Origin of the sequence: Rhodococcus (subgen. Prescottella) equi (genome assembly GCF_003013675.1) — a bacterium.
Classification (GTDB): Bacteria; Actinomycetota; Actinomycetes; order Mycobacteriales; family Mycobacteriaceae; genus Prescottella; species Prescottella equi.
On the sequence record NZ_CP027793.1, the window covers coordinates 1,061,966 to 1,080,304 of the forward strand.

Consider the following 18,339-nt stretch of genomic DNA (forward strand, 5'->3'; position numbering starts at 1 on the left):
TCACCGCCTGATGAACGGGTCGACGTACTGCTCTCGAAGTTCGACGGCAGCCTTCTGCAGCTGCGCCTCCGCGGTCTCGATGGCCGGCTGCGCACGCGTCGCGTAGGCGTCGAGTGCGTTTGTGATCACCTGCACCCCGTCGGCGGAGATCGTCGCGGGCTTCGGAGAGAGGTTGCGTCGCGCGAGTTCGCCGCCACCGAGGAGCGCCAGGCCGCCGATACCGGCGATGATCCGGTCGAGGCTGCTGGTGATCTGGTCGCTGGTGGCCTGGTCGACGATCCCTGTCGCGACCAGGACGACGAGGGCGGCTCCGAGCACGACCTGCGCGACGTACACCCACTTGCGGGTGTTCGGGCTGTTCAGCATTACTTGCCCTCCAGGAGTTGGTCGAGCTTCTTCTCGATGCGGACCTGTCGGGCCGCGATGGTCTGCACCAGCGCGACCAGCGACCGGCCGACGTCGTCGGGCACGTCCGCATACTCGGGGCGGATGTCGTAGCCGTCCCACACGGTTTCGTTCCACACGTCCGCCCACATCGCGTACGGCCACGCGTTTTCCGGGTCGCGGGTGGACTCGTTGACGTTCTGCGGCCGGTTGATCTTGCGGAGCAGTCCCGGGTGCGGGCGCAGCTGGAGCGCGCCCTCCTCGACGACGTTTGTCATGGTTCCTCCAGCGGGGAGTAGTGCGGCGCCCATGTCGAGGCACCGCTGATAGCGGGTGGATCGGTCGGCGATGCCGTTCAGTCCGCCGTTGATGGCACGGGTGGCGTCCTGGAGGTTGCGGGCGTCGGCGAGCGCGTTGAGCTGAGGACGGGCTGCCGTCCAGTACCAGACCGCGCCGACGAAGCCGTGGCGGTCGGACGCGAGCTCGTCCGGGTTGTCGACGAAGAATGTCGGCGACGGGACCATGCCGCGCTCGTGCGCCCACCGGGACAGCGCGGTGTAGTTGTCGCGGCCGGTGACCTGGATCGGTCCACGGCCGCGGTACTTGAACCCTTCGCCTGGCCCGTTCCCCATGCGCCCGTCGTAGGTGCGCTGGTCCGACGTCGGACCCCACAACTCCGACATGTACTTCAGCCCGACCGATTCGTGGCCGAGCTGCGCACACCACATCGCCGCCCGCTCGACCGTCGTGCACCCGGCCTCTCGCATCGCCTCGGTGAACGCCGGCAGTAGCGCGGCGTACCGCTCACGCGAGACCGTGCCGCCCATCGCCTGCGCGAGCGCGTCGACGTCCATCCCGCTCGGCGCCGGCGGAGGCGCCGACGCCGGCGGAGGTTCGACGTCGGCGAACGCGTAGCCCTTCGGCGGGATCAGTGTCGCGAGCTGATCGAAGCCGAGCCAGTAGCCGAACGGGCTGAAGCCCGAGTCGGCGATCCACACCGAGCGCTGCTCGTCGTCGTAGCCCATCACCGTCATGTAGTGGTAGACCGTGCCACCCGAGTAGGCGGGTGAGATCGTCGACGGAGCGACGGCACGCGGGTAGTTCGACGGCGGGGCAACGATGTTCACGATCACACCCCACCCGGCGTCGATCGACCGCACGATGTCGCGCCACAACCGGGCACACTGCTCGGCGGTCGGCGGATCATTCGGCATCTGCACTGACGTGTACCGGGCATCAGGCACCCGGGCGTCGAGTACCCGCTCGATCTGCCCGATGAAGTCGGTGCCGTTCCATGTCGTGCCCATCTCGCGCGCGAGAACCGCCTCGTCGACGTGGATCCCGCGCGAGTTGAGGACCACCTGCGCCGACGCGGGCCCGCACCAGTAGCCGGTCTCCTGCCGGACGATGCTGCGGTCATAGGGCAACTGCTTCGCAGTCACAGCTCCTCCTGTCTTGGCAGCAGGCCACGGTCGCGCAGCTTCGCCTCGTACTCCGCCTGCTGTCGCGCCGCGAGACGCGCGTACAGGTCCTGCACTGGCTCGGGTTCGTCCTCGGGGTTGTCGTACACCCATCGGCCATACTCGAGGTGCTTGATCGGTTCTGCGCTCGGTCGGGCTCCGAGTTCCCACAGCTGTTTCGAGATCTGCCGGTAGTAGTCCGGGCCCATGATCATCGACGCGCCGTTCACGCCGGGCAGGCCGACGAACATCCACAGAAACGCTTCTTCCGGGTTGTTCGGGTCGCAGTTCTCCCTAGTGGGTAGATCTTCCATTTCAGAACACTCCCAACGTCTTTCCGATTTCCTTCAGGTTTGCGACGCGCGCGGCCATCTCGACGAGCGGATCCTCGTCCTGTTTCGGCCCGACTGCGACGGACCAGTTGCCACGAGTGCCGCGGGGACGCTCGTAGTCGATCTGCGACACCCGGTTGACGATGACCCGATCGGACAGCTCCGCGCCGAGGTCGGTGATGATGCGGTCACCGACCCAGAAGTCGCCGGTGCCAGGCCAGCCGATGACGTACGGCTCGGCGGCCTTGATCGACATCGACGCGGATGTGTACGCCCGTGTCTCCCACATCGCCTGCCGGATCACCATGAGCGACGACAGGGTGTAGGCCTTGCCGGGCGACTCGATCGTCTTCTCCCAGTAGTGGGAATCGCCCTGCTCGGCGATGCGCTGCGGAAGTTTGACCGAGATCCAGGCGGCGACCGTGTCCTCGTAGAAGGGCCGCAGCAGGGTGTCGATGGATCCGCCGATGGACCCGATGAACAGTGCATTGCCGACGATGTCACCGATCGCCTGGATGCCGGCGCTGATCGTCTCGTTCACGCCAGGCATCGAGTGGCCGCCGGTGTTCATGATGACGCCCCTCGACGTCGCGTCGGTGAACACGGTTTCGACTGAGCCCGGCGAGTCCGATGGGTAGTAGACGTGGGGCCACGCTTTGTTCGTTCCACGGCCGGGCACGAACAGGTCGGACGTCGGACCGCCGGTCAGCAGCGATTCCGTCGTGTCGAGGAAGTCCGCGGTGAACTCCTGAATCGTGCGGAACAGTCCATCGAAGATGGTGCCGCCGTGTGACGTTCCGGTCATAGCTCCGGACTTGTCGACGATGTCGACAACGAGCGCGCCATCCTTGATGTCCGCGCCGAGCCACGGGTCCGGATCACCCGTACGCCACCGCCGGCAGACGACCGTCAGTTCCGAGTCGGCGAGGATCGGCGCCGCGACATCGTGCCAGGTGCCCCACCGGGACGCGAACACGCACCAGGGCGTGCCGGCCGCCATGTCCTGGAAGAACGTCGTCGGGTTGACGACGATGTCCCAGTTGGACATGTCCAGGCCGTCGAGCCACGTCGACGGGTTCATCGGATCGTCGGGGATCTGCCAGATCGACGAGTTCAGCCGCCACAGGTTCACGAACAGCGCGGTCTTCAGCGCCCAGATCGCGGGCCCCGCGAGGATGAACATGCGCGGGAACTGGAAGATGGCCGGCAGGAACGGGTTCGGCCAGCAGTCGATCCACTTCAGATTCTCGTAGTCATGCAGGAAGGTGAGGCGCACGTACCGCCGGCCGTCCGTGCCGCGCTCAACCTTCGGCGGCTCGGCGCGGCCGGACCAGCGGGCACCGGCGATCTCGATGTCGATGTGGATGTTGGCGCCCTCGCCACGCGCCCGCCGGCCGTCCTTGTCGATGACCCAGGCGGCCACGTAGTGGTCGACGTCGAGGAGGAACGAGGCCTGCCCGGTGTTGTTCTCGATCTCCGAGAACTTCAGATCCTGGACGTCGAAGAGCAGGTACCGGATCACCTGGTTGCCGTCGGCCAGCTTGATCAGCGGGTCCGCATTGCGGATCTCCCAGTCCTCACGCTCAGCGTCGAGCGTGGCCTGCCAGATCGCCTCGCACTGCTCCTCGAGCGAGGCGTTCAGATCTACTGCCATTCCAACCCCCACGCCCTGGACCAGAGTCGGTCCATGTGCAGCTCGGCCCGGGCACCAGTAGCGACGGGAGCACCGACCACGGAGATCGGCAGCTCCTGCCGCGGTGTGTACGGCGGGATGACATGTCGGAGCCAATTGCCCTGCATGCGGGCCTCGTACGGTGTTCCGGTCGCCGAACGGGCGTGCTGCTTCGACCGGTCCATCTGGATCGTCACGCCGCCGTCAGCGGCGGTGATCTGCGGCAGCGTCACTGTTCGCGTCGGCATCGCCCCGCCAGGTGTGCGGTGATTCGGCTTCCCCGACCACGTCGGGTCGGGGAGGGTCCAGGTCCCGCGCGTCAGTTCCCATCGCTGCAGTAGCGGCCGGTCAGTTGGGTTCCACACCTCGATCGTTCCGGTGCCCGATGCGCCCGTTGACTCGAAGAACGTCATGTCCGGGCGTGATCGCCACATCGGCTGGTACGCGCGGAGCTGGTACGCGACGATGAACATTTCATCGTTGAGTGGGTCGACGGTCAGGTCGACGTTGGGGGCCTCGTTCAGCCACACCTCGATCGTTCGGACACCCGAGAGCCGGGTGACGACCTTGATCCGGGTGGGTCGGAAATCGGGATTCCAACGGTCCGGCTCATGGCAGAACGCTTTCCGCAGCCGCGATTCCAGATGTCCGCCAGCGATCAGGCCGCGGGCTTCGTCCTCGAAGGCATAGAACCGGAGGACGATGTCGCGGACTTCGTAGTCGACACCGCGTAGCGTGCCGCCGACCTGCATCGGCGTCGAGTCGTCGATGACCTTGACCGGGGCGTCGAGGATGCCATCGATCCCCTCTTCGGAGATGATGACACCCTCGGTGCCCGCGTACCGGCCCGCTACCGGCCACACCGACTCGTCGCATCCGAGGATCGTGATGCCGACGACGTCTCTCACTTAGGCCACCTCCCGAGGTGCTGCTTGGAATTGAGCCGCTGGTTCTGTGCCTGGCGGCGGTAGTACTCGTCCTCGTCTCGGAACGTGGCGTTGGTGATGTACGTGTTGCCGCCGCGCGCCGGTGCTCCGGCGCCGACGAGCTCATCGACCTTCGCGATGTTCGCCTCGGCGATGTCCCAGTGCTCCGGCTTGAGGATCGGCTCGGGTGTGCTCAATGCGTTGAAGGCGAACGAGTTCGGCATCAGCCAGCCGCCGGTGTCGAACAGGCCCGTACCCTTCATGAACGCATTCAGGTCCGCGATCCACGGGATGATGTTCGGGTCGCCATCGACACCGTTCTCGCCAGTCGTCGGCGCAGCTGTTGCCGCGCCCGCGGTGGCGTCGGGTGTGATCGTGTACCGGTCCGCGAGGTCCAGCCACTCACCGGCGCCGAGCATCTCGACTGCAGCGTCAGCCCAGATCCCGCCGATGTCCGAGCCCATCTGCTTGATGCGCTCGCGACCCGAGAACGCCTGCTGCGGCTGTGCGACGCCAGCGGCGGCCGGGTCGGGGAGTGCTGTGCCGAGCGCCGCACCTGCGCCGCTGTCGGTGGGGAACCCGGTCAGCGGGTCGAGCTGCTGCACGTTCGGCTGGATCAGCTGCGCCACAACCATCGGCAGGTGCGCGTGATCGGTGAACATCGGGTCGTTGGCGCCGGCGGCCGGTCCGCCGTACTGGCCGTTGCCGCGACCGCCGCCCATTTCGAAGTTCACGTTGTTCGGCAGCGTGGCCGCGGTGTGGCCGCCGTATGGTCCGCCGTTGAACCAGCCGACGTTGAGCGATCCCGACGGGCCCAGGCCCGGCTTGAACCCGCGAGCGAGGAGCTCGGCGCCTTCGGTCATCGTCGCGAACCGCGACCCGAATGGGTCCCGGCCCGTCGCGTAGTTCGCCAGCGCGGAGACAGCACCAGAGCAGTCGCCCCAGTTCACTCCTCCCCACACGTACGGCTTGCCCTCGACGCCCTTCGCGAAGTTGACCAGCTGATCCGGCGACACCACGGCGCCACCCTCAGCGAACCGCGGCAGCCGTGAGATCACCTCGCGAAGCGCGAGGACCGAGCTGACGACCGGGTGGTCCTCTTCGATCCCGAACGCGTCACGCAGATTCCCGGTGTAGTCGCCGTCCGCGATCAGTGACCGAGCGCCGAGCGCGCCGGCAACGAGCGGTGAGTCCTCCTCGATCCCGAACGGGTTCGATCGGAACTCACCGCGGGTGAGGCCGTGCAGGAACTCTGCGGACGGCGTCCATCCCGCGTTGATCGCCTGCAGCAGTGGCAGGTTCTCGGCGGTCGCCTGCGCGTTTACGACGAACTCCCGAGTCGACACCAGCGCGGTCGGTATCCCGTACGCGTCGACGCCGAGGATCGAGTCTGAAGTCGGAGTGCCCGGACCCCACAGCATCCCGTCCTTGCGTCGGCCAGCGAGACCACCTGTCGCGAGGAGCGGCAGATCAGGCAGGCCCAGGGTGAATCCGTCCCACTTGATCGGGCCGACCTCGAAGCCGGGGATGCGGAACTCGATCGCGTTCCAGGCCTGGATGATCCAGTTGATCGCGCCCTTGAACGCGTTCTTGATGCCGTCCCACATCCCGGACGCGGCTGAGCCGATTCGTCCCGGGAGCCCGGTGACGAATCCGACGACGTCGTTCCAGCGGGCGACGATCCAGTCCTTGACCTCGCCGACCTTGTTACCGACGGCGCCGAAGGCGTCCATGAGCCCGTTGAATCCGGCCTGCAGGACGCCCCACACCCAGTCCCACGCCGCCTTGATCGCGTTCCAGACGGTGTCCCAGATGGTCTGGAACCACGTTGTCTTGGTGGCGATGAGCACGACTGCGGCGACGAGTCCGGCGATCGCGGCGACGATGAGGCCGATGGGGTTCAGCATCATCGTGCCGTTGAGGATCATCTGGGCGACGTTCCATGCGACGGTCGCGATCTGGATGATCTTCACGGTCGCCGCGTAGCCGGCGAGTGCGCCGAAGAACGGTGCCGCCACCATCGCAAGGGTTGTCAGGGTGTCGGCGTTGTTCATCACCCAGGTCGCCATGTCGGCGAGCGCATCGGTCAGGCCGCCGGTGATGGTGTTCTTGAACTGCTCGAGCGCGTACCCGGGACCCGAGTTAAGGGTCTCGCCCATCTGCTCCGACGACCCAGCGAACCCGGCCATCTGATCTTCGGCACCGGTAAGTGATTCGAGGAACAGGGGGATCTGGTCGACAGACATGTCCTCGAGCGGTGCGCCGAAAAGGGCGATGGCCGCGTTCGCGCGGTCTGCGGGCATCTCGATCTCGAGCAGCCCCTTCGCGGTGTCCTGCAGTGCGATCTGGGCGTCGCGCCCACCCATCGCGATCATGTTCGCCATGTCTTCGGCGTCGAGGCCGATCGACTTGAACACGTCCGTCGACGACTTCGACATATCGGATCCACGGATGCTGAATTCCTTCAGCGCGTCACCGGTCTTGTCGAGCGCGAACTTGCCTTTGCCGGCGGCCGAGACGAGGAGGTTGAACGCCTCGTCGCCATCGAATCCGAGCGCACGGAAGTTCGTTCCGTACTCCTGCAGAATCTCTGGCAGCTCACCCTGCATGGCCTCAGGGACCCGCTGGAAGGCGGTGGTCATGAGATCGAACGCTTCGGTTGAGTCCTTCGCGAGTCCGTTCGTGACGAGCAGCGAAGCCGTGTTGACGGACTCGGCGACGTCGGTGCCGAATACCTTCGAGAAGTTCAGTGCAGACTCGGCGATTTGGTCGACCGACTTCTCGCCCTCGGAGCCCGCGACTACGAAAGACGATGCGACGACGGAGACGGCGTCGGCTGCTTCTTCCATCGAGGACGCGATGGCGTCCCTGTAGAGGCCGCCGGCCATGTCGCCGTACTCCTCGGCGAGGCCGCCGGTGGCGCCGAGCTTCGCGGCGAGGCGGCTCTCGACGTTCATGTTGTCGAGGGCCTGCATTCCGAGATCGATCGCACCGCCGATACCTGCGGCGGCGATCGCGAAGTTCTTCAGCGAATCGATGCCGCTGTCGACGCCGGAGCCCATGTCGTCGACCGAGTTCGAGAAGTTCAGCAGCTTCCTGCTCGACTGGTCGGCTTCGTCACCGGCCTCCTGCGTGGCCCGGGTAACGCGCTCCTGCGCGTTCTCGAGCTGCTTCAGCGCGGCCTCGCTCGCGCCGACGGTCTGGTTGTGCTTCTCGCGTGCCTGTCGAACCCGCTCCTCCGCGGCGGCGAGCTGGGACGTCTTCGCGTTGCCCTTGTCGCGGAGCTCCTGCAGCTTGAGCTCTTCGATGTTCAGCTTCGCGGCCGCCGTCATCTCGGACTGCCGCGCCTGCTCGATCTTCCGCGACGCTGTCTTGACCGCGGCCTCCGCCTGCTTCAACCCGTCGGCGATGCCGGCGCCGAGCTGCTGCCCGGCCTGCTGGCCGGCCTGCTGCATCTGTGGCCCCAGCTGCTGGGACACGTCCCGGCCGATGCCCGGCACCACCGGAACGATCTGGACCGAGCACCAACCGATAGAGGTCGTCACTCTAATTGCCTCCGTTCAGCTTTCGTTGCCGCTCGGCGAACCGGGCCTGACCGCGCGCGATCCGCTCGTCGGAGAGCTGCGTGCTCTTCTTCGCCGCGGCGGGACGGCTCGGGTGATCGACGAACTTCGCGCCCCGCGCCTTGCCGGCGTTCGCGCGCTGCGCCCACAGGTCAGCGATGAGGTGGTCCTCGATCGACCACGGCATCCGGCCGCCGTTGGCGTCCTTGGCGAGCGCCGATTCGCGGGGGAGTCCCAGGCGTAGACGGACCCACAGCTGCCGCAGCGTGAGCAGCGGCAGGCCGTGGTCGTCTCGCCGCCACAGGTCGCGGATGTCGCGGTGATAGAACAGGTCGAGGTCGACCTCGACGAGGTCTGTCTTCGTGGCGATCAGCTGCAGGAGGCCGATCAGTTTCCCGAGTCGCCGACCCCGACTTCCTGGCCGATCAGATCCCACAGCGTCTTGATGGCGTCGATCGGCTTCATGCCTTCCGCCTGCGCGGCGAGACAGAACCGGGCGAACCCTGTGCGGCCGAGGACCTGCACGGTCATCGCGGGCAGGTTGCCGACAGCTTGGGCTTGGAAGAACGCCCAGTCGTCCTGCAGTGCGCCGCGGCGAACGCGGAACTCCTCACCGAACACGGTGATCTGGAGTTCGACGTCTTCGACTTCGGACTGCTGTGCGGGCTTCTTCGGGAGCCGGTCCTGCGGCGCCGGCACGTGCGCGGGGATCGTGGCGCCGGGGCGGCCGCGGTTCTCGCGCTGCCGCTTCTTCCGTCCACTGTTGCTGTTCGTGCGGGGACGCTCGCGAGGGGCGGGATCGTGATCGAAGTCGTCGAAGTCGTCGAAGTCGTTGTCAGGCATGAGTGTGCAGCTCCTACTTGGTGGTGTCCCGCCAGACGGCGGGTGCGATGGCGGCGACGATGCGGTCGGCTGCCGTGGTGGTGAGTCCTGCCTCGGTGAGCAGGGTGTGTGTGGATGCGAGCGTGGCCGCGAAATCGGGACCCGCGTCGTCGTCCTCGTTGTCATCGAGGGTTGCGGCGACCTGGATTGCGCGCATCGTTTTCGCGCGGTCGCGGGTCCTCATGCGGCCGCCGCGTTCGGGGTGCGTCGGCACGCCGAGCATGTGGCCGGCGGCTGTGACGTCGTCCGGGTGTGGGAGGTCAGGCACGGCGGGTCCTGTTCGTGTGCAGCAGAGATGGGACCGGCCGCCCGCGGGCTGCACACCACGGACGGCCGGAGACTGTGGAGAGAGCGTCAGTAGTGAGCGACTACGGGCGGGGGTCCGACACGGTCGCCGACCGACGTCACGGGCATTCCGGTCGCGTCTGTTCCGCCGGATCTGCGAAGGTATGCGCAGGGCCCCTTTCCAAGGCGAGGTGCCCCTTCTGTGTCCATAGCAAGTGCAGGATTGGGGTAACTCGTTGGGGAACGTCGATAGGCCACATATCACTTTTGAGACTGAGCCGACACCAAATCTCGGTCGGATCGACCTACGCTGCGCCCGCTGCGGTCAGCACAATCCCGGGATGCGCTCCGTCGGGATACCTGAAGGAGCGATGGTTGGTGGATTGAAGTGGACCTGTCCGCGTTGCCAGTACCAAAATCAGGTCGACGGCACGTACGAGGCGGCAGTCGTCGACGGGCGAATACAAGCCATTCTTCACGACATGACGCCCGCCGAACTGCTCGCACTTCGCGAATCGGTCGCGATGGCTCTGCAGGCGCCCGGATCTTCTGTCAACGAGATGGCCAGCGCGATTGAAAAGCATTCCGGCTGGCTGGCAACTCTCGTCCGATCGAAGGAGAACCGCGCTGAGGTCTACGCGATCCTCAGCGTCCTCCTTGCCGTCATCTCCATTCTCTTGTCAGTGCATCAGTCCGGATCTGCCCCGACTCCGCCACAGATCCATCAAACGATCTACGACGTTCAGGTTGGGCAGTATCACGACTTGCCCATCCCGCGCCGAGGCCCGTGTTTCTGCGGCAGCGAGAAGCGGTACAAAAACTGCCACGGCAAGGCGCCCAGTCAAGCCGAGATTCAACGCTCCATGAAGGCGGTTCGGGGTGAATCTCGCTAGAGGTGAAGCGGCTAGGCGGCAAGAAGTGACCGCAATCCACGCAGGATGTACGTCGCGAACACCGCCTGCCCCGCCTCGGTGGGGTGGGATCCATCGGACGACAGCAGCGCGTCACGGTTGCCGTCTCCGGCCATCGCGCCCGCCCTACCGGTCCCCGTGAACCACGACAGTGAATCCCAATCCGACTGAGCGAATGTTGCCGGTGCGGAAGCGATTGCCATGCGGGCGCGATAGACGCCACCCTGATAGGTAACTCGCGTGCCCGCGCTGTATGCCGCGCCGGTTGCGTAGGCGGCCATGCCATCCACAGCGCCGACGGGATCGATGAACCCGAGAACGTTCGGGGCCGCGTCAGCCGCGGCCTTCACGGCACGCAGAACCTTGGCACGCGTCGCATCAAGAGACTGGGTGTGGTCCCGAGGCATCGCGCCAACCGCCACAATCGGCACACCCGGCAGCGCTGCGGCTAGCTTGGAGTACAGGGACGTGGCCGCCGCCGTGAGGTCAGTCTCCGATGCTGCGGAGTCATTGCCAGAACCTTCTACGATGATCAGATCCGGCTTCCATCCGGCCACTGCCGCGATGCGTGCCGGATTGTCGTACGGCGTAGAGATCGTGTAGCCGGATCCCGAGATCGCACTCTGCAGCACCTCGGTGTCGGTGAGCTGCGCGAACCGCCACGGCCACGCGGTCAGTTGGTCGTAGCTGCCCGCATACCCCCACGAGAACGACGCGCCGATACAGGCGATGCGTGCACGCTTTGCGGGGGTCGGGATGGCGGCCGACCCTGTGGGAACGCGAAGGTTGAAGAATCCCATTTTGCGGGCGAGGACCTTGATTCGTCGCATCCGCGTACTGGTGAACTCGAGCTTCATGTAGCAGGTACCAACGCCCGTGGTGGGTGTCTGCGGTTCAGTGGTGACTGGGCGGTCGTCGACGAAGATGTGAACACGGGCGGAGGCGGCAAGCTGCTGAAAGGTGGCCTCGAAGACGGGGCCGTACCAGTCGATCTCAAATCCGTAGGCGCCATCTTCCGAACTACCTCCAGCCGAGGAGTTGATGAAGTACGCGCCCTCGGGCTTCGGGACCCATCCGAGCATCCGCATCACGCCGGAGTCGTGGGTGTATTTGATCGCCGGCGTGACCGCTACGGCCGTCCCGAACGTCACAGTAGGAACGTCTGTGGTGACTGGTCCAGTAGATCGAGGCTGGTCGAGGACGGACAGGAGCGAAGCGAGGCGCGCAGGGGCATAAGTGGCGCTAGCTTCCTCTTTCGTGACGAGGTCGCTTATATCGCCAAGTGCGTCGATAGCTTCGTGCGCCCGGGCGACACCGTCCTCGATGTGCTCGATCGCCTCCGGCGTGACCGGTGTCCGCGGATCTGGCCTTCCGAACCACTTCTCGCGGAACTTGCTGTAACCCATGATTTCTCCAAACGAGTAGCGCGGGAAGGGAAGCCTTCACCAGCCCCACGCCCTCCCCGCAGACCTATCCGGGGAGGGCGGTGTTGCCCGGCAGGAAGCCGGGCAACAGGGGGCCTAAGGGACCGGGGTGACCGCGACCTGACCGGTCGGCGTGAGCGAGGCAGTCGGCGAGGACAGTACGCCACCATCCGGAAGCTCGACCGTCCAAGGCCCGCCGTTCGGACCGGTCACCGTGATGGTCCCGGCACCAGGCGGGAGGATCGACTCGATCGCACCCTTCACCGCGGTGCTCGCAGCGTTGTACGAGACGCCGACGACCGTCTGATCGTTGAGCCGCAGCGCGAAGGACCCAGCGGTCGTGCCGGACGGCACCGTCACCACGTAGGAAGCCGGGCCAGCCGTGGCCTCGTCGACCTTGCGGAGCACACGCCCCTCCGCGTCACCGAACAGATCCGCGGTGATCGGGAACGTGCGGACACCGGACTCCGACTTAGTCCAAGCACCGGTCGTCAACAGTGCAGGCCGCGTGGTGACCTCGATCTCCTCGACGTCGTCCTCGCGGGTGATGATCAGCAGATGCGCCTTGAAACCCTTCGGCAGCGACACATAGCCGTCGTGCTTGCCGTACGCGATGCGCTTGGTGACCGTGTTCTGCTCGAGAGCATTGAACGACAGCTCCATCGTGCCCTTGCTGGTCTTGCCCTTGAACCGGGGATGACCCCAGCCGTCGTAGAACGTCTTCTCCAGACCGGGCGTGTACGTGACACCCTCCGTGCCAAGCAGACCCGCATCGAGCCACTCAGGGCCCGGAACCTCGCCGGGCGCCGGAATGACGTCCTCGACCGAGCCCGTGTAGTTCCAGTCGAGGAGGTAGACCTCACCCTCATCGAACACCGACGCGTTGTCGGGATTGATCACAGCCATGACAAATAGCCCCTCTCTCCGGGGTAGGTTGCCGCCGCGCGGGCGGTCAGAACGATTGAGTTCGTGCGCGACTGCGCACCGTGAATCCCGCGATGAATCCGCGGGTGTCGGGATCCCGGTCGACGAGGATGCCCGTGCCGGGCCGGATACCGACACCCGGAACCCGCAGCGCGAGGAGCCATCCCATGCACCGCGCCGCGAGCGCGCGAGCCTGCGTTCGGCCCGCCGCGTACACCGTGATGCGGATCTGCTCGCCGGTGTAGACCGGCCACTCGTCCACCGAACCGGGATCGGATTCGACGACAACAGCGGGCGCCGACGACGGCTCCCACCCGTCCGGGAGGTTCTGGCCGGCCGAAGCGCCCGACGGATCGCCGGCGAGCCGCGCGACGAGGAACTCCTTCACCGGCGCAACATGATCGGCCGGCACGCGGAGAACCTTCACTTCGCCTTCACCTCCAAACCGACCATGCCAGCGGCCCGGGTGAGCGTCCCGCGCTTGAGCTGCATCCGCTTACCGCCGGGGTGCTTGATCGCCACCGACGCGACGTGCCGGTCCGAGACGAACGTGTCGACCTCGACCGGCACGTCGTCCGGCAGCGACTTGCGTGCGTTGTCGGCGACCCGCGCCGCGAGGTCGTCGACGACTGCGGCGACCGCCGGCGACTTCAGCAGCGCCTCGACACCGGCGTGATCGAGCTGGAAGCCCTTCGGTGCCGCCATCAGCCCGTGCCCCTCGACGCGGTGAACACCGGCCCCGACAGGTCCGGATCGTCGTCGATCCACTCGTCCGCGAAACCATCGATGCGCCAGACCTTGCCGCGCACCACGACCTCGTTGCTCGCCCGGATTTCGTGCGGCACCGGCCCGGGCGCGTACACCCGGATCCGCCGCACGTTGCCGTTGCGCGTCGTCGTGGCGGCCTCGTCGCTGCCGAGTGGTTCGATCACGCAGCCCTCGATGTCGAACGGTACGCCCGACCCGGGCACCGGATCGTTGTCGCCGTCGAGCACAACACCCGGGCGGACGGTGACCTTCTCACCATCGCTCACAGAACCCTCCGTCCCCGAACGTCGCGACCGGCAACGCTGACTGTGAGATGCCGAGCTGGTCCTTCATCCAGTCCAGCCACACGAGCGCAGCGTCCGGGTTCGAGAGCGTGCCCGACTTCGACCGCGGGCCCAGCGCACGGGAGAACGACACATAGCCTTCGTGCTCGCCCGCGATGAGTGCGTTCTTCACGACCGCGATCGTCACGATCTTGGCGTCGGGATCGTCGTCGGCGATGTCCGGGCGCTTCCGCCGGATCCACCGCTCGGCGGCCTCGAGGAGGAGTCCAGCCCAGCTGGACTCCTCCTGCTTGAGGGGACGCCAGTTCTCCGTCAGCTCTGTGGGTGTGGCGAATGGCATGACGCCCCCTCACATGTCAGTCGTCGGCAGCGTCGACCTTGGCGATGACCGCGTCCTTGTCGGTCAGGCCGTCGACGTTCACGCCGACCGCCTGCGCGTACGCGATCCACTTCTCGATGGTGGCCGTGGCGCGCGGGCGACGCGGGGCGTCCGCCGCAGGATCGGCCGGCACAGGAGCAGGGTCGTCGCCAACCGGCTCCGACTGAGGAGCGGTCGACTCCGGCTCAGGCTGGTCGAACACGCCTGCCGCGGTGCCGCGCTCGATCTCGGCGTCGGTGAGGTCGACGGTGTCACCGAAGTAGCCGCGGCGCCGCTTACCTTCGTCGGTGTGGTACTCCCACACCGCGACCCGAATCTTCTTCAGCGCCATGCTCAGCCCGCCAGTCCGGTGAGCTTCTTGATCGAGTACGGGTTGGTGACGCCCATGATCGGCTGGACGTAGGACTGGACCCAGTTCTTGCGGGTCTTCTCCTCGCGCCAGGTCTCGGTGGTCAGGCCCTGCTCGTAGTCGAGGAATCCGACCTGGCCGCGCGCGACCGCGTAGGCGGTGCCGGCGGCGACGCGGTTCGACGGAAACAGCTCGAGCCCGGCGTCCTTGAGGATCTCATCGAGATCGGGGCCGTACGCGATGCGCAGGTTCGCCTTCTCCTGCGGGTTCACGATCCACAGGTCGTAGACGACGCCGAGCTCCTCGCGGTCCGCGGCGAGCTGAACGTTCGCGAAGTCCGCGAACGGGCGAGCGTTGTTCGGGGTGGGCGACGTACCGGTGAGGGTGACGTTCGACCAGTCGTGACCCGGGACGACGCCCGCGCCGCCGAGCGCGGTGATCGCGGCGTCAAGGGTCGCGACCGCGCGCTGGTTGACCTTGCGGACGATCGTGTTGGCGAGCTGGGTGACCTGGTTGTCGAAGTGCGCGACGTCGTTGCGCGTCTTCGCCTGGTCGGTGATCCAGAACTTGCCGCCCCAGTCCTCGGCCTTCGCGACGTTGGGGTCGCGGCGCTCGGAGCCGACGATCGTGTACTCGGCGCCAGCCGCGCGCTCTTCGACGTCGCGGTCGGTGTAGAGGTCGTTCGAGACGACCTTGTCGTAGATCACGGCGCCGGACGCGACGCTCGCGCCGGACGACGCGAAGATCTTGTCGACGATGAACTTCTGCAGCGTCAGGTCCGCGATCCGCTTGGTGATGCGGCCCGGCTGCTTGAGCGCGGTGTCGACGGTCAGCTTGCCGCCGGAGATGGTCGGCGCGCCCAGCGGGTACGCCACAGGTGCGGGAGAGGTCATAGTGGTGACCGCCTTTCAGTAGAGGCTGATCTCGGCGTCGGTGCCCGACGCTGCAGCGGTGACGGCGTAACCCACGGCTACGCCCGAGGCCTTCTTGACGGCCTGGCCGTTGGCGCCGACCTCGACCTCCTCGAACGCGGCGATCGCGCCGCCGGCGGTGACGAAGGTGACGCGGTCCTTGCCGCGCTTGACGTCGACCAGCTCGCCGACTGCGGCGTCGCGGCCGGAGACCCCGCACACGCGGCCCGCGGCGTCGGCATGCGCGACGGCGATGTTGCCGCCGCTACGGTTGCCGGAGATTTTGAGGAAGCGCTTGCCGGTGACTGCGGTCGATGCGCGGCCGGAGATGTCCGTGCCGGGCTCGTACACGCCGATGTTTTCGTTCGCCATGATCAGGCTCCCTTCGAGTCAGTGCTGAACCAGCCGAGATCCTGCGCCGCGTTCTCGGTGCCGACTCCGTGGCCGAGCTCCTCGACCGGCACCAGTCCGGGCGCGAGGGACGCGAGAGTCGCCGCAGCACCCTCAGGGTCTGCGGTGAGCGCGGCGAGCCAATGGTCCTTGCGGGCCGACGCGATGCGGCCGTCCTTGATGGCAGCGGATACCAGCGCCTGGCGGGCATCGGTCTCCTGCTGCGCACGGGCCTGCGCGCCGCGCTGTGCGTCCCGCCGCAGACCCTCGAGAGTCGCAGCGTCGACGGCGACGACACCGGCCGGCAGCTTCGCCGACGTGCCCGGTTCTGCCTCCGGATCGGCCTCGGGTGCGGTCAGCTTCTCGAGCACCGCATCGAACACTTCCTGATCCTCGGTGTCCTCGGGGAGGCCCAGAGCCTCACGGAGTTCGCCGACCTGCTCGTCCGTGAATGCCACGTCCGAACCTCCTTCTTCGGTGGAGTTGGCCGCTCCCGCGGATGCGGGCGCGGAGTTGCTCGCCTGCGCGGCGAGTGGCTTGGGCGCCGGTGCCGCGTGGCGCCCGGCGTAGTTGAAGATCGACAGATCGAACGACGCGGAAGTGTCGTCCTTGTCGCTGTCCTTCTTCTTCGCCTCGACACGATCGGCGAGCCCGGCGGCGACCGCCTCGTCGGCGGAGTACCAGACTTCGTCGCGCATCACGTCGCGCCACTCCTCGGTGGTCGCGTCGGTGCGGTCGGCGTAGATCGAGGCGATGTTGTCGCTGACTCGGTCGAGTTCGTCCGCGTACTTGCGGACCTCGGCGGCGTTGCCGCCGCAGTACCCCCACGCGTCGTGGATCATCATCTCGGCGTTGCGGCACATGACGATCTCGTCGCCGGCCATTGCGATGAAGCTGGCCGCCGACGCTGCGATGCCGTCGACGTAGACGGTGATGCGGGCCTTGTGGTTCCGCAGCGCGTTGAGGATCGCGATGCCCTCGAAGACGTCACCGCCCGGACTGTTGAGTCGGACGGTGATATCGGTGGCCTCGACCGCGGAGAGGTCCTTCGCGAATGACTTCGCGCTGACACCTCCCCACCAGCTCGAGCCGATCTCGTCGTAGATGAGGACCTCTGCGGGCGTATCCGTGGTGTCGGCGTTGCGGATCGTGTACCACTCGCGCTGCTGCCCGCCTTGTGCTGCGGGCGCGCGCCGATGTGTGCGGTTCACGCGGGATCTCCTTCAGTGGGTGCGCTCTCCGCGCTGGTCTGTCCGCCGCCCGGAATGCCGAGCGACTGGCGGACGGTGATCTTGACGACGTCGTCCGGGTCGAGCAGGCCCGCGTTGACGAGCAGCGCGAGCGCGCCGGCAGTGGCGTCCTGCCGAGATCCGATCTCGTCGAACACGATCCGAGGTGCGGGCTCGTCCTCGCCCCAGTTCACGTCGACCAGGTCCTCCACGATGTGTGCGGTGGAGGTGTCGGCGATCGCTTCACCGAGTGTCTGCACCGATTGCACGAACGTGTCTGCTTGCACCGATGCCAACGCGTACGAACCGCCTCGGTCGAGATTCAGGAAGTGCGCCAGGCCCGCGAGTGCGATCTGCTTGTCCTGGTAGTCGATTGCCTGCTGGATGTCGGGCAGGTTGCCCTGCACGCCGAGGAGCTGCAGAGTCTGCCCGTTCGCGAGACCGACACCCGAGTTCATGCCGCCCCGGAATCTCGAGGCGATCTCGTGCATGCGCGCGACCTCGTCCTGGTCGTCAGGCTTCGCTGCTGTGCCGACCGGGACGCCCATGCCGTTGCGGCGGGCGGCGGCGGCCTGGATTCTCATGAACTCGTCCTTGAGGATCCAGTGCTTGTACGCGGGCCGCAGAATCGATTCGCCCTGCCACTGGCCGGCTTCCGGTTCGTGGACGTACGCCACGAGCCGGTTGACCGGGATCGTGAACCCGTCCGGCAACATCGACGCCACCGTGAGTGGTCCGGACGGTGGCGACTGCGTGATCGATTCGAGCCCGCCGTCGAGCGCGACGCTGATCCTCGAGATCGTCTTCTGTGGCCGCGGCGCCAGCTTCCGCAGGTGCGTTCGATCGTTGTCGTCGATCCAGTACACCTGCTCGAAGTAGCTGTGCCCGTATCGGATCATGAGCAGCGCCTGCTGCAGGTGACTGTTCCACGAGAACCGACCTCGGGTGCGTGCTGTCGGCGCCGCATCAGTTCCGACGATCGGTAGCCCGAGCTCGCGGGCGATGAACTCGACGACCTCGTCACGCGCGCCGTTCGGATCGATCCGCCACGCCGTCCGCCGGATCGGCAAGCTGATTGCTCGAAGGAGCGACGACACACGGCCGTCTTCCTTGCCCATCCGGCTGTAGACGTGGACGGACTCCGGCCATTGCAGTTCCGGGACCTTCTCGTCGATATCCCACTGCTGCCACTCGGTTCGGTCCCCGTTGACGTACCCTAGTTCCGTCACCGGTCGGGCAGCCTTCACTTCGGCCACAGGCCACCTC

General features: G+C 66.6%; 21 protein-coding genes. 1 reads left to right on the plus strand and 20 read right to left on the minus strand.

Annotated features, from left to right (window positions below):
• From C7H75_RS05015 to C7H75_RS05055, 9 genes are read right to left on the minus strand one after another with little or no spacing between them, the layout of a single operon-like run.
• On the minus strand, positions 1–366 hold the full coding sequence (locus C7H75_RS05015; RefSeq protein ID WP_106850999.1) for a hypothetical protein: 366 nt from the start codon (positions 364–366) through the stop codon (positions 1–3).
• On the minus strand, positions 366–1,826 hold the full coding sequence (locus tag C7H75_RS26155; RefSeq protein ID WP_233281856.1) for a C39 family peptidase: 1,461 nt from the start codon (positions 1,824–1,826) through the stop codon (positions 366–368). The genes C7H75_RS05015 and C7H75_RS26155 overlap by 1 nt, the downstream gene beginning before the upstream one ends.
• On the minus strand, positions 1,823–2,158 hold the full coding sequence (locus C7H75_RS05025) for a phage gene 29 protein family protein (protein ID WP_106851000.1): 336 nt from the start codon (positions 2,156–2,158) through the stop codon (positions 1,823–1,825). The genes C7H75_RS26155 and C7H75_RS05025 overlap by 4 nt, the downstream gene beginning before the upstream one ends.
• Before the next feature lies 1 nt (position 2,159).
• Positions 2,160–3,830 (minus strand): Gp37-like protein, encoded by a 1,671-nt coding sequence (locus tag C7H75_RS05030; protein ID WP_106851001.1) that lies wholly within the window; start codon positions 3,828–3,830, stop codon positions 2,160–2,162.
• The gene (locus tag C7H75_RS05035) at positions 3,821–4,756 is read right to left on the minus strand and encodes a hypothetical protein (RefSeq protein WP_106851002.1); all 936 of its coding nucleotides are present in this window, start codon (positions 4,754–4,756) and stop codon (positions 3,821–3,823) included. The genes C7H75_RS05030 and C7H75_RS05035 overlap by 10 nt, the downstream gene beginning before the upstream one ends.
• Positions 4,753–8,319 carry a phage tail tape measure protein gene (locus C7H75_RS05040; protein ID WP_106851040.1) on the minus strand — a complete coding sequence of 1,189 codons (3,567 nt, stop codon included), beginning with the start codon at positions 8,317–8,319 and terminating at the stop codon, positions 4,753–4,755. The genes C7H75_RS05035 and C7H75_RS05040 overlap by 4 nt, the downstream gene beginning before the upstream one ends.
• A gap of 1 nt (position 8,320) precedes the next feature.
• Positions 8,321–8,773, minus strand: coding sequence for a hypothetical protein (locus C7H75_RS05045; RefSeq protein WP_050804431.1), 453 nt, complete (start codon positions 8,771–8,773; stop codon positions 8,321–8,323).
• On the minus strand, positions 8,725–9,180 hold the full coding sequence (locus C7H75_RS05050) for a hypothetical protein (protein ID WP_106851041.1): 456 nt from the start codon (positions 9,178–9,180) through the stop codon (positions 8,725–8,727). The genes C7H75_RS05045 and C7H75_RS05050 overlap by 49 nt, the downstream gene beginning before the upstream one ends.
• A 13-nt stretch (positions 9,181–9,193) precedes the next feature.
• Positions 9,194–9,487 carry a hypothetical protein gene (locus tag C7H75_RS05055; protein ID WP_159025967.1) on the minus strand — a complete coding sequence of 98 codons (294 nt, stop codon included), beginning with the start codon at positions 9,485–9,487 and terminating at the stop codon, positions 9,194–9,196.
• Between the two features lie 358 nt (positions 9,488–9,845).
• Between C7H75_RS05055 and C7H75_RS05060 the strand changes: the two genes are divergently transcribed.
• Positions 9,846–10,397 carry an SEC-C metal-binding domain-containing protein gene (locus C7H75_RS05060; protein ID WP_106851007.1) on the plus strand — a complete coding sequence of 184 codons (552 nt, stop codon included), beginning with the start codon at positions 9,846–9,848 and terminating at the stop codon, positions 10,395–10,397.
• An 11-nt stretch (positions 10,398–10,408) separates the two neighbouring features.
• On the opposite strand, the gene C7H75_RS05065 is transcribed toward C7H75_RS05060, so the two are convergent.
• From C7H75_RS05065 to C7H75_RS05115, 11 genes are all read right to left on the minus strand, one after another.
• Positions 10,409–11,821, minus strand: coding sequence for an SGNH/GDSL hydrolase family protein (locus tag C7H75_RS05065; RefSeq protein WP_106851042.1), 1,413 nt, complete (start codon positions 11,819–11,821; stop codon positions 10,409–10,411).
• A gap of 114 nt (positions 11,822–11,935) precedes the next feature.
• Positions 11,936–12,745, minus strand: a complete 810-nt coding sequence (locus C7H75_RS05070; protein WP_106851043.1) for a hypothetical protein — start codon at positions 12,743–12,745, stop codon at positions 11,936–11,938.
• Positions 12,746–12,791: 46 nt separating this feature from the next.
• A complete protein-coding gene (locus tag C7H75_RS05075; protein ID WP_106851044.1) occupies positions 12,792–13,190 on the minus strand; it encodes a class II aldolase/adducin head domain-containing protein in 399 nt (132 codons plus the stop codon).
• On the minus strand, positions 13,187–13,468 hold the full coding sequence (locus C7H75_RS05080; RefSeq protein WP_106851011.1) for a hypothetical protein: 282 nt from the start codon (positions 13,466–13,468) through the stop codon (positions 13,187–13,189). The genes C7H75_RS05075 and C7H75_RS05080 overlap by 4 nt, the downstream gene beginning before the upstream one ends.
• Complete coding sequence (locus tag C7H75_RS05085; RefSeq protein WP_106851045.1) at positions 13,468–13,797, minus strand: hypothetical protein; 330 nt, start codon at positions 13,795–13,797, stop codon at positions 13,468–13,470. The genes C7H75_RS05080 and C7H75_RS05085 overlap by 1 nt, the downstream gene beginning before the upstream one ends.
• Entirely contained in the window at positions 13,784–14,155 is a 372-nt protein-coding gene (locus tag C7H75_RS05090) for a hypothetical protein (RefSeq protein WP_106851046.1), read from the minus strand. The genes C7H75_RS05085 and C7H75_RS05090 overlap by 14 nt, the downstream gene beginning before the upstream one ends.
• A 16-nt stretch (positions 14,156–14,171) precedes the next feature.
• Positions 14,172–14,525: a hypothetical protein gene (locus C7H75_RS25905; RefSeq protein WP_175280018.1), complete on the minus strand. Its 354-nt coding sequence runs from the start codon at positions 14,523–14,525 to the stop codon at positions 14,172–14,174.
• Between the two features lie 2 nt (positions 14,526–14,527).
• Entirely contained in the window at positions 14,528–15,436 is a 909-nt protein-coding gene (locus tag C7H75_RS05100) for a major capsid protein (protein WP_106851015.1), read from the minus strand.
• Between the two features lie 15 nt (positions 15,437–15,451).
• The gene (locus C7H75_RS05105; RefSeq protein WP_084978748.1) at positions 15,452–15,826 is read right to left on the minus strand and encodes a capsid cement protein; all 375 of its coding nucleotides are present in this window, start codon (positions 15,824–15,826) and stop codon (positions 15,452–15,454) included.
• 2 nt (positions 15,827–15,828) lie between these two features.
• The gene (locus C7H75_RS05110) at positions 15,829–17,055 is read right to left on the minus strand and encodes a head maturation protease, ClpP-related (RefSeq protein WP_106851047.1); all 1,227 of its coding nucleotides are present in this window, start codon (positions 17,053–17,055) and stop codon (positions 15,829–15,831) included.
• Complete coding sequence (locus C7H75_RS05115; protein ID WP_106851018.1) at positions 17,052–18,329, minus strand: phage portal protein family protein; 1,278 nt, start codon at positions 18,327–18,329, stop codon at positions 17,052–17,054. Before C7H75_RS05115 ends, C7H75_RS05110 begins: the two co-directional genes overlap by 4 nt.
• Between the last annotated feature and the right edge of the window lie 10 nt (positions 18,330–18,339).

Bases quoted from the DNA above. Each gene is read 5' to 3' on its own strand.
- C7H75_RS05030 (WP_106851001.1), bottom strand. From the start codon at position 3,830: ATGGCAGTAGATCTGAACGCCTCGCTCGAGGAGCAGTGCGAGGCGATC.
- C7H75_RS05080 (WP_106851011.1), bottom strand. From the start codon at position 13,468: ATGGCGGCACCGAAGGGCTTCCAGCTCGATCACGCCGGTGTCGAGGCG.
- C7H75_RS05070 (WP_106851043.1), bottom strand. From the start codon at position 12,745: ATGGCTGTGATCAATCCCGACAACGCGTCGGTGTTCGATGAGGGTGAG.
- C7H75_RS05100 (WP_106851015.1), bottom strand. From the start codon at position 15,436: ATGACCTCTCCCGCACCTGTGGCGTACCCGCTGGGCGCGCCGACCATC.
- C7H75_RS05060 (WP_106851007.1), top strand. From the start codon at position 9,846: ATGCGCTCCGTCGGGATACCTGAAGGAGCGATGGTTGGTGGATTGAAG.
- C7H75_RS05065 (WP_106851042.1), bottom strand. From the start codon at position 11,821: ATGGGTTACAGCAAGTTCCGCGAGAAGTGGTTCGGAAGGCCAGATCCG.
- C7H75_RS05105 (WP_084978748.1), bottom strand. From the start codon at position 15,826: ATGGCGAACGAAAACATCGGCGTGTACGAGCCCGGCACGGACATCTCC.
- C7H75_RS25905 (WP_175280018.1), bottom strand. From the start codon at position 14,525: ATGGCGCTGAAGAAGATTCGGGTCGCGGTGTGGGAGTACCACACCGAC.
- C7H75_RS05090 (WP_106851046.1), bottom strand. From the start codon at position 14,155: ATGCCATTCGCCACACCCACAGAGCTGACGGAGAACTGGCGTCCCCTC.
- C7H75_RS05015 (WP_106850999.1), bottom strand. From the start codon at position 366: ATGCTGAACAGCCCGAACACCCGCAAGTGGGTGTACGTCGCGCAGGTC.
- C7H75_RS05050 (WP_106851041.1), bottom strand. From the start codon at position 9,180: ATGCCTGACAACGACTTCGACGACTTCGACGACTTCGATCACGATCCC.
- C7H75_RS05025 (WP_106851000.1), bottom strand. From the start codon at position 2,158: ATGGAAGATCTACCCACTAGGGAGAACTGCGACCCGAACAACCCGGAA.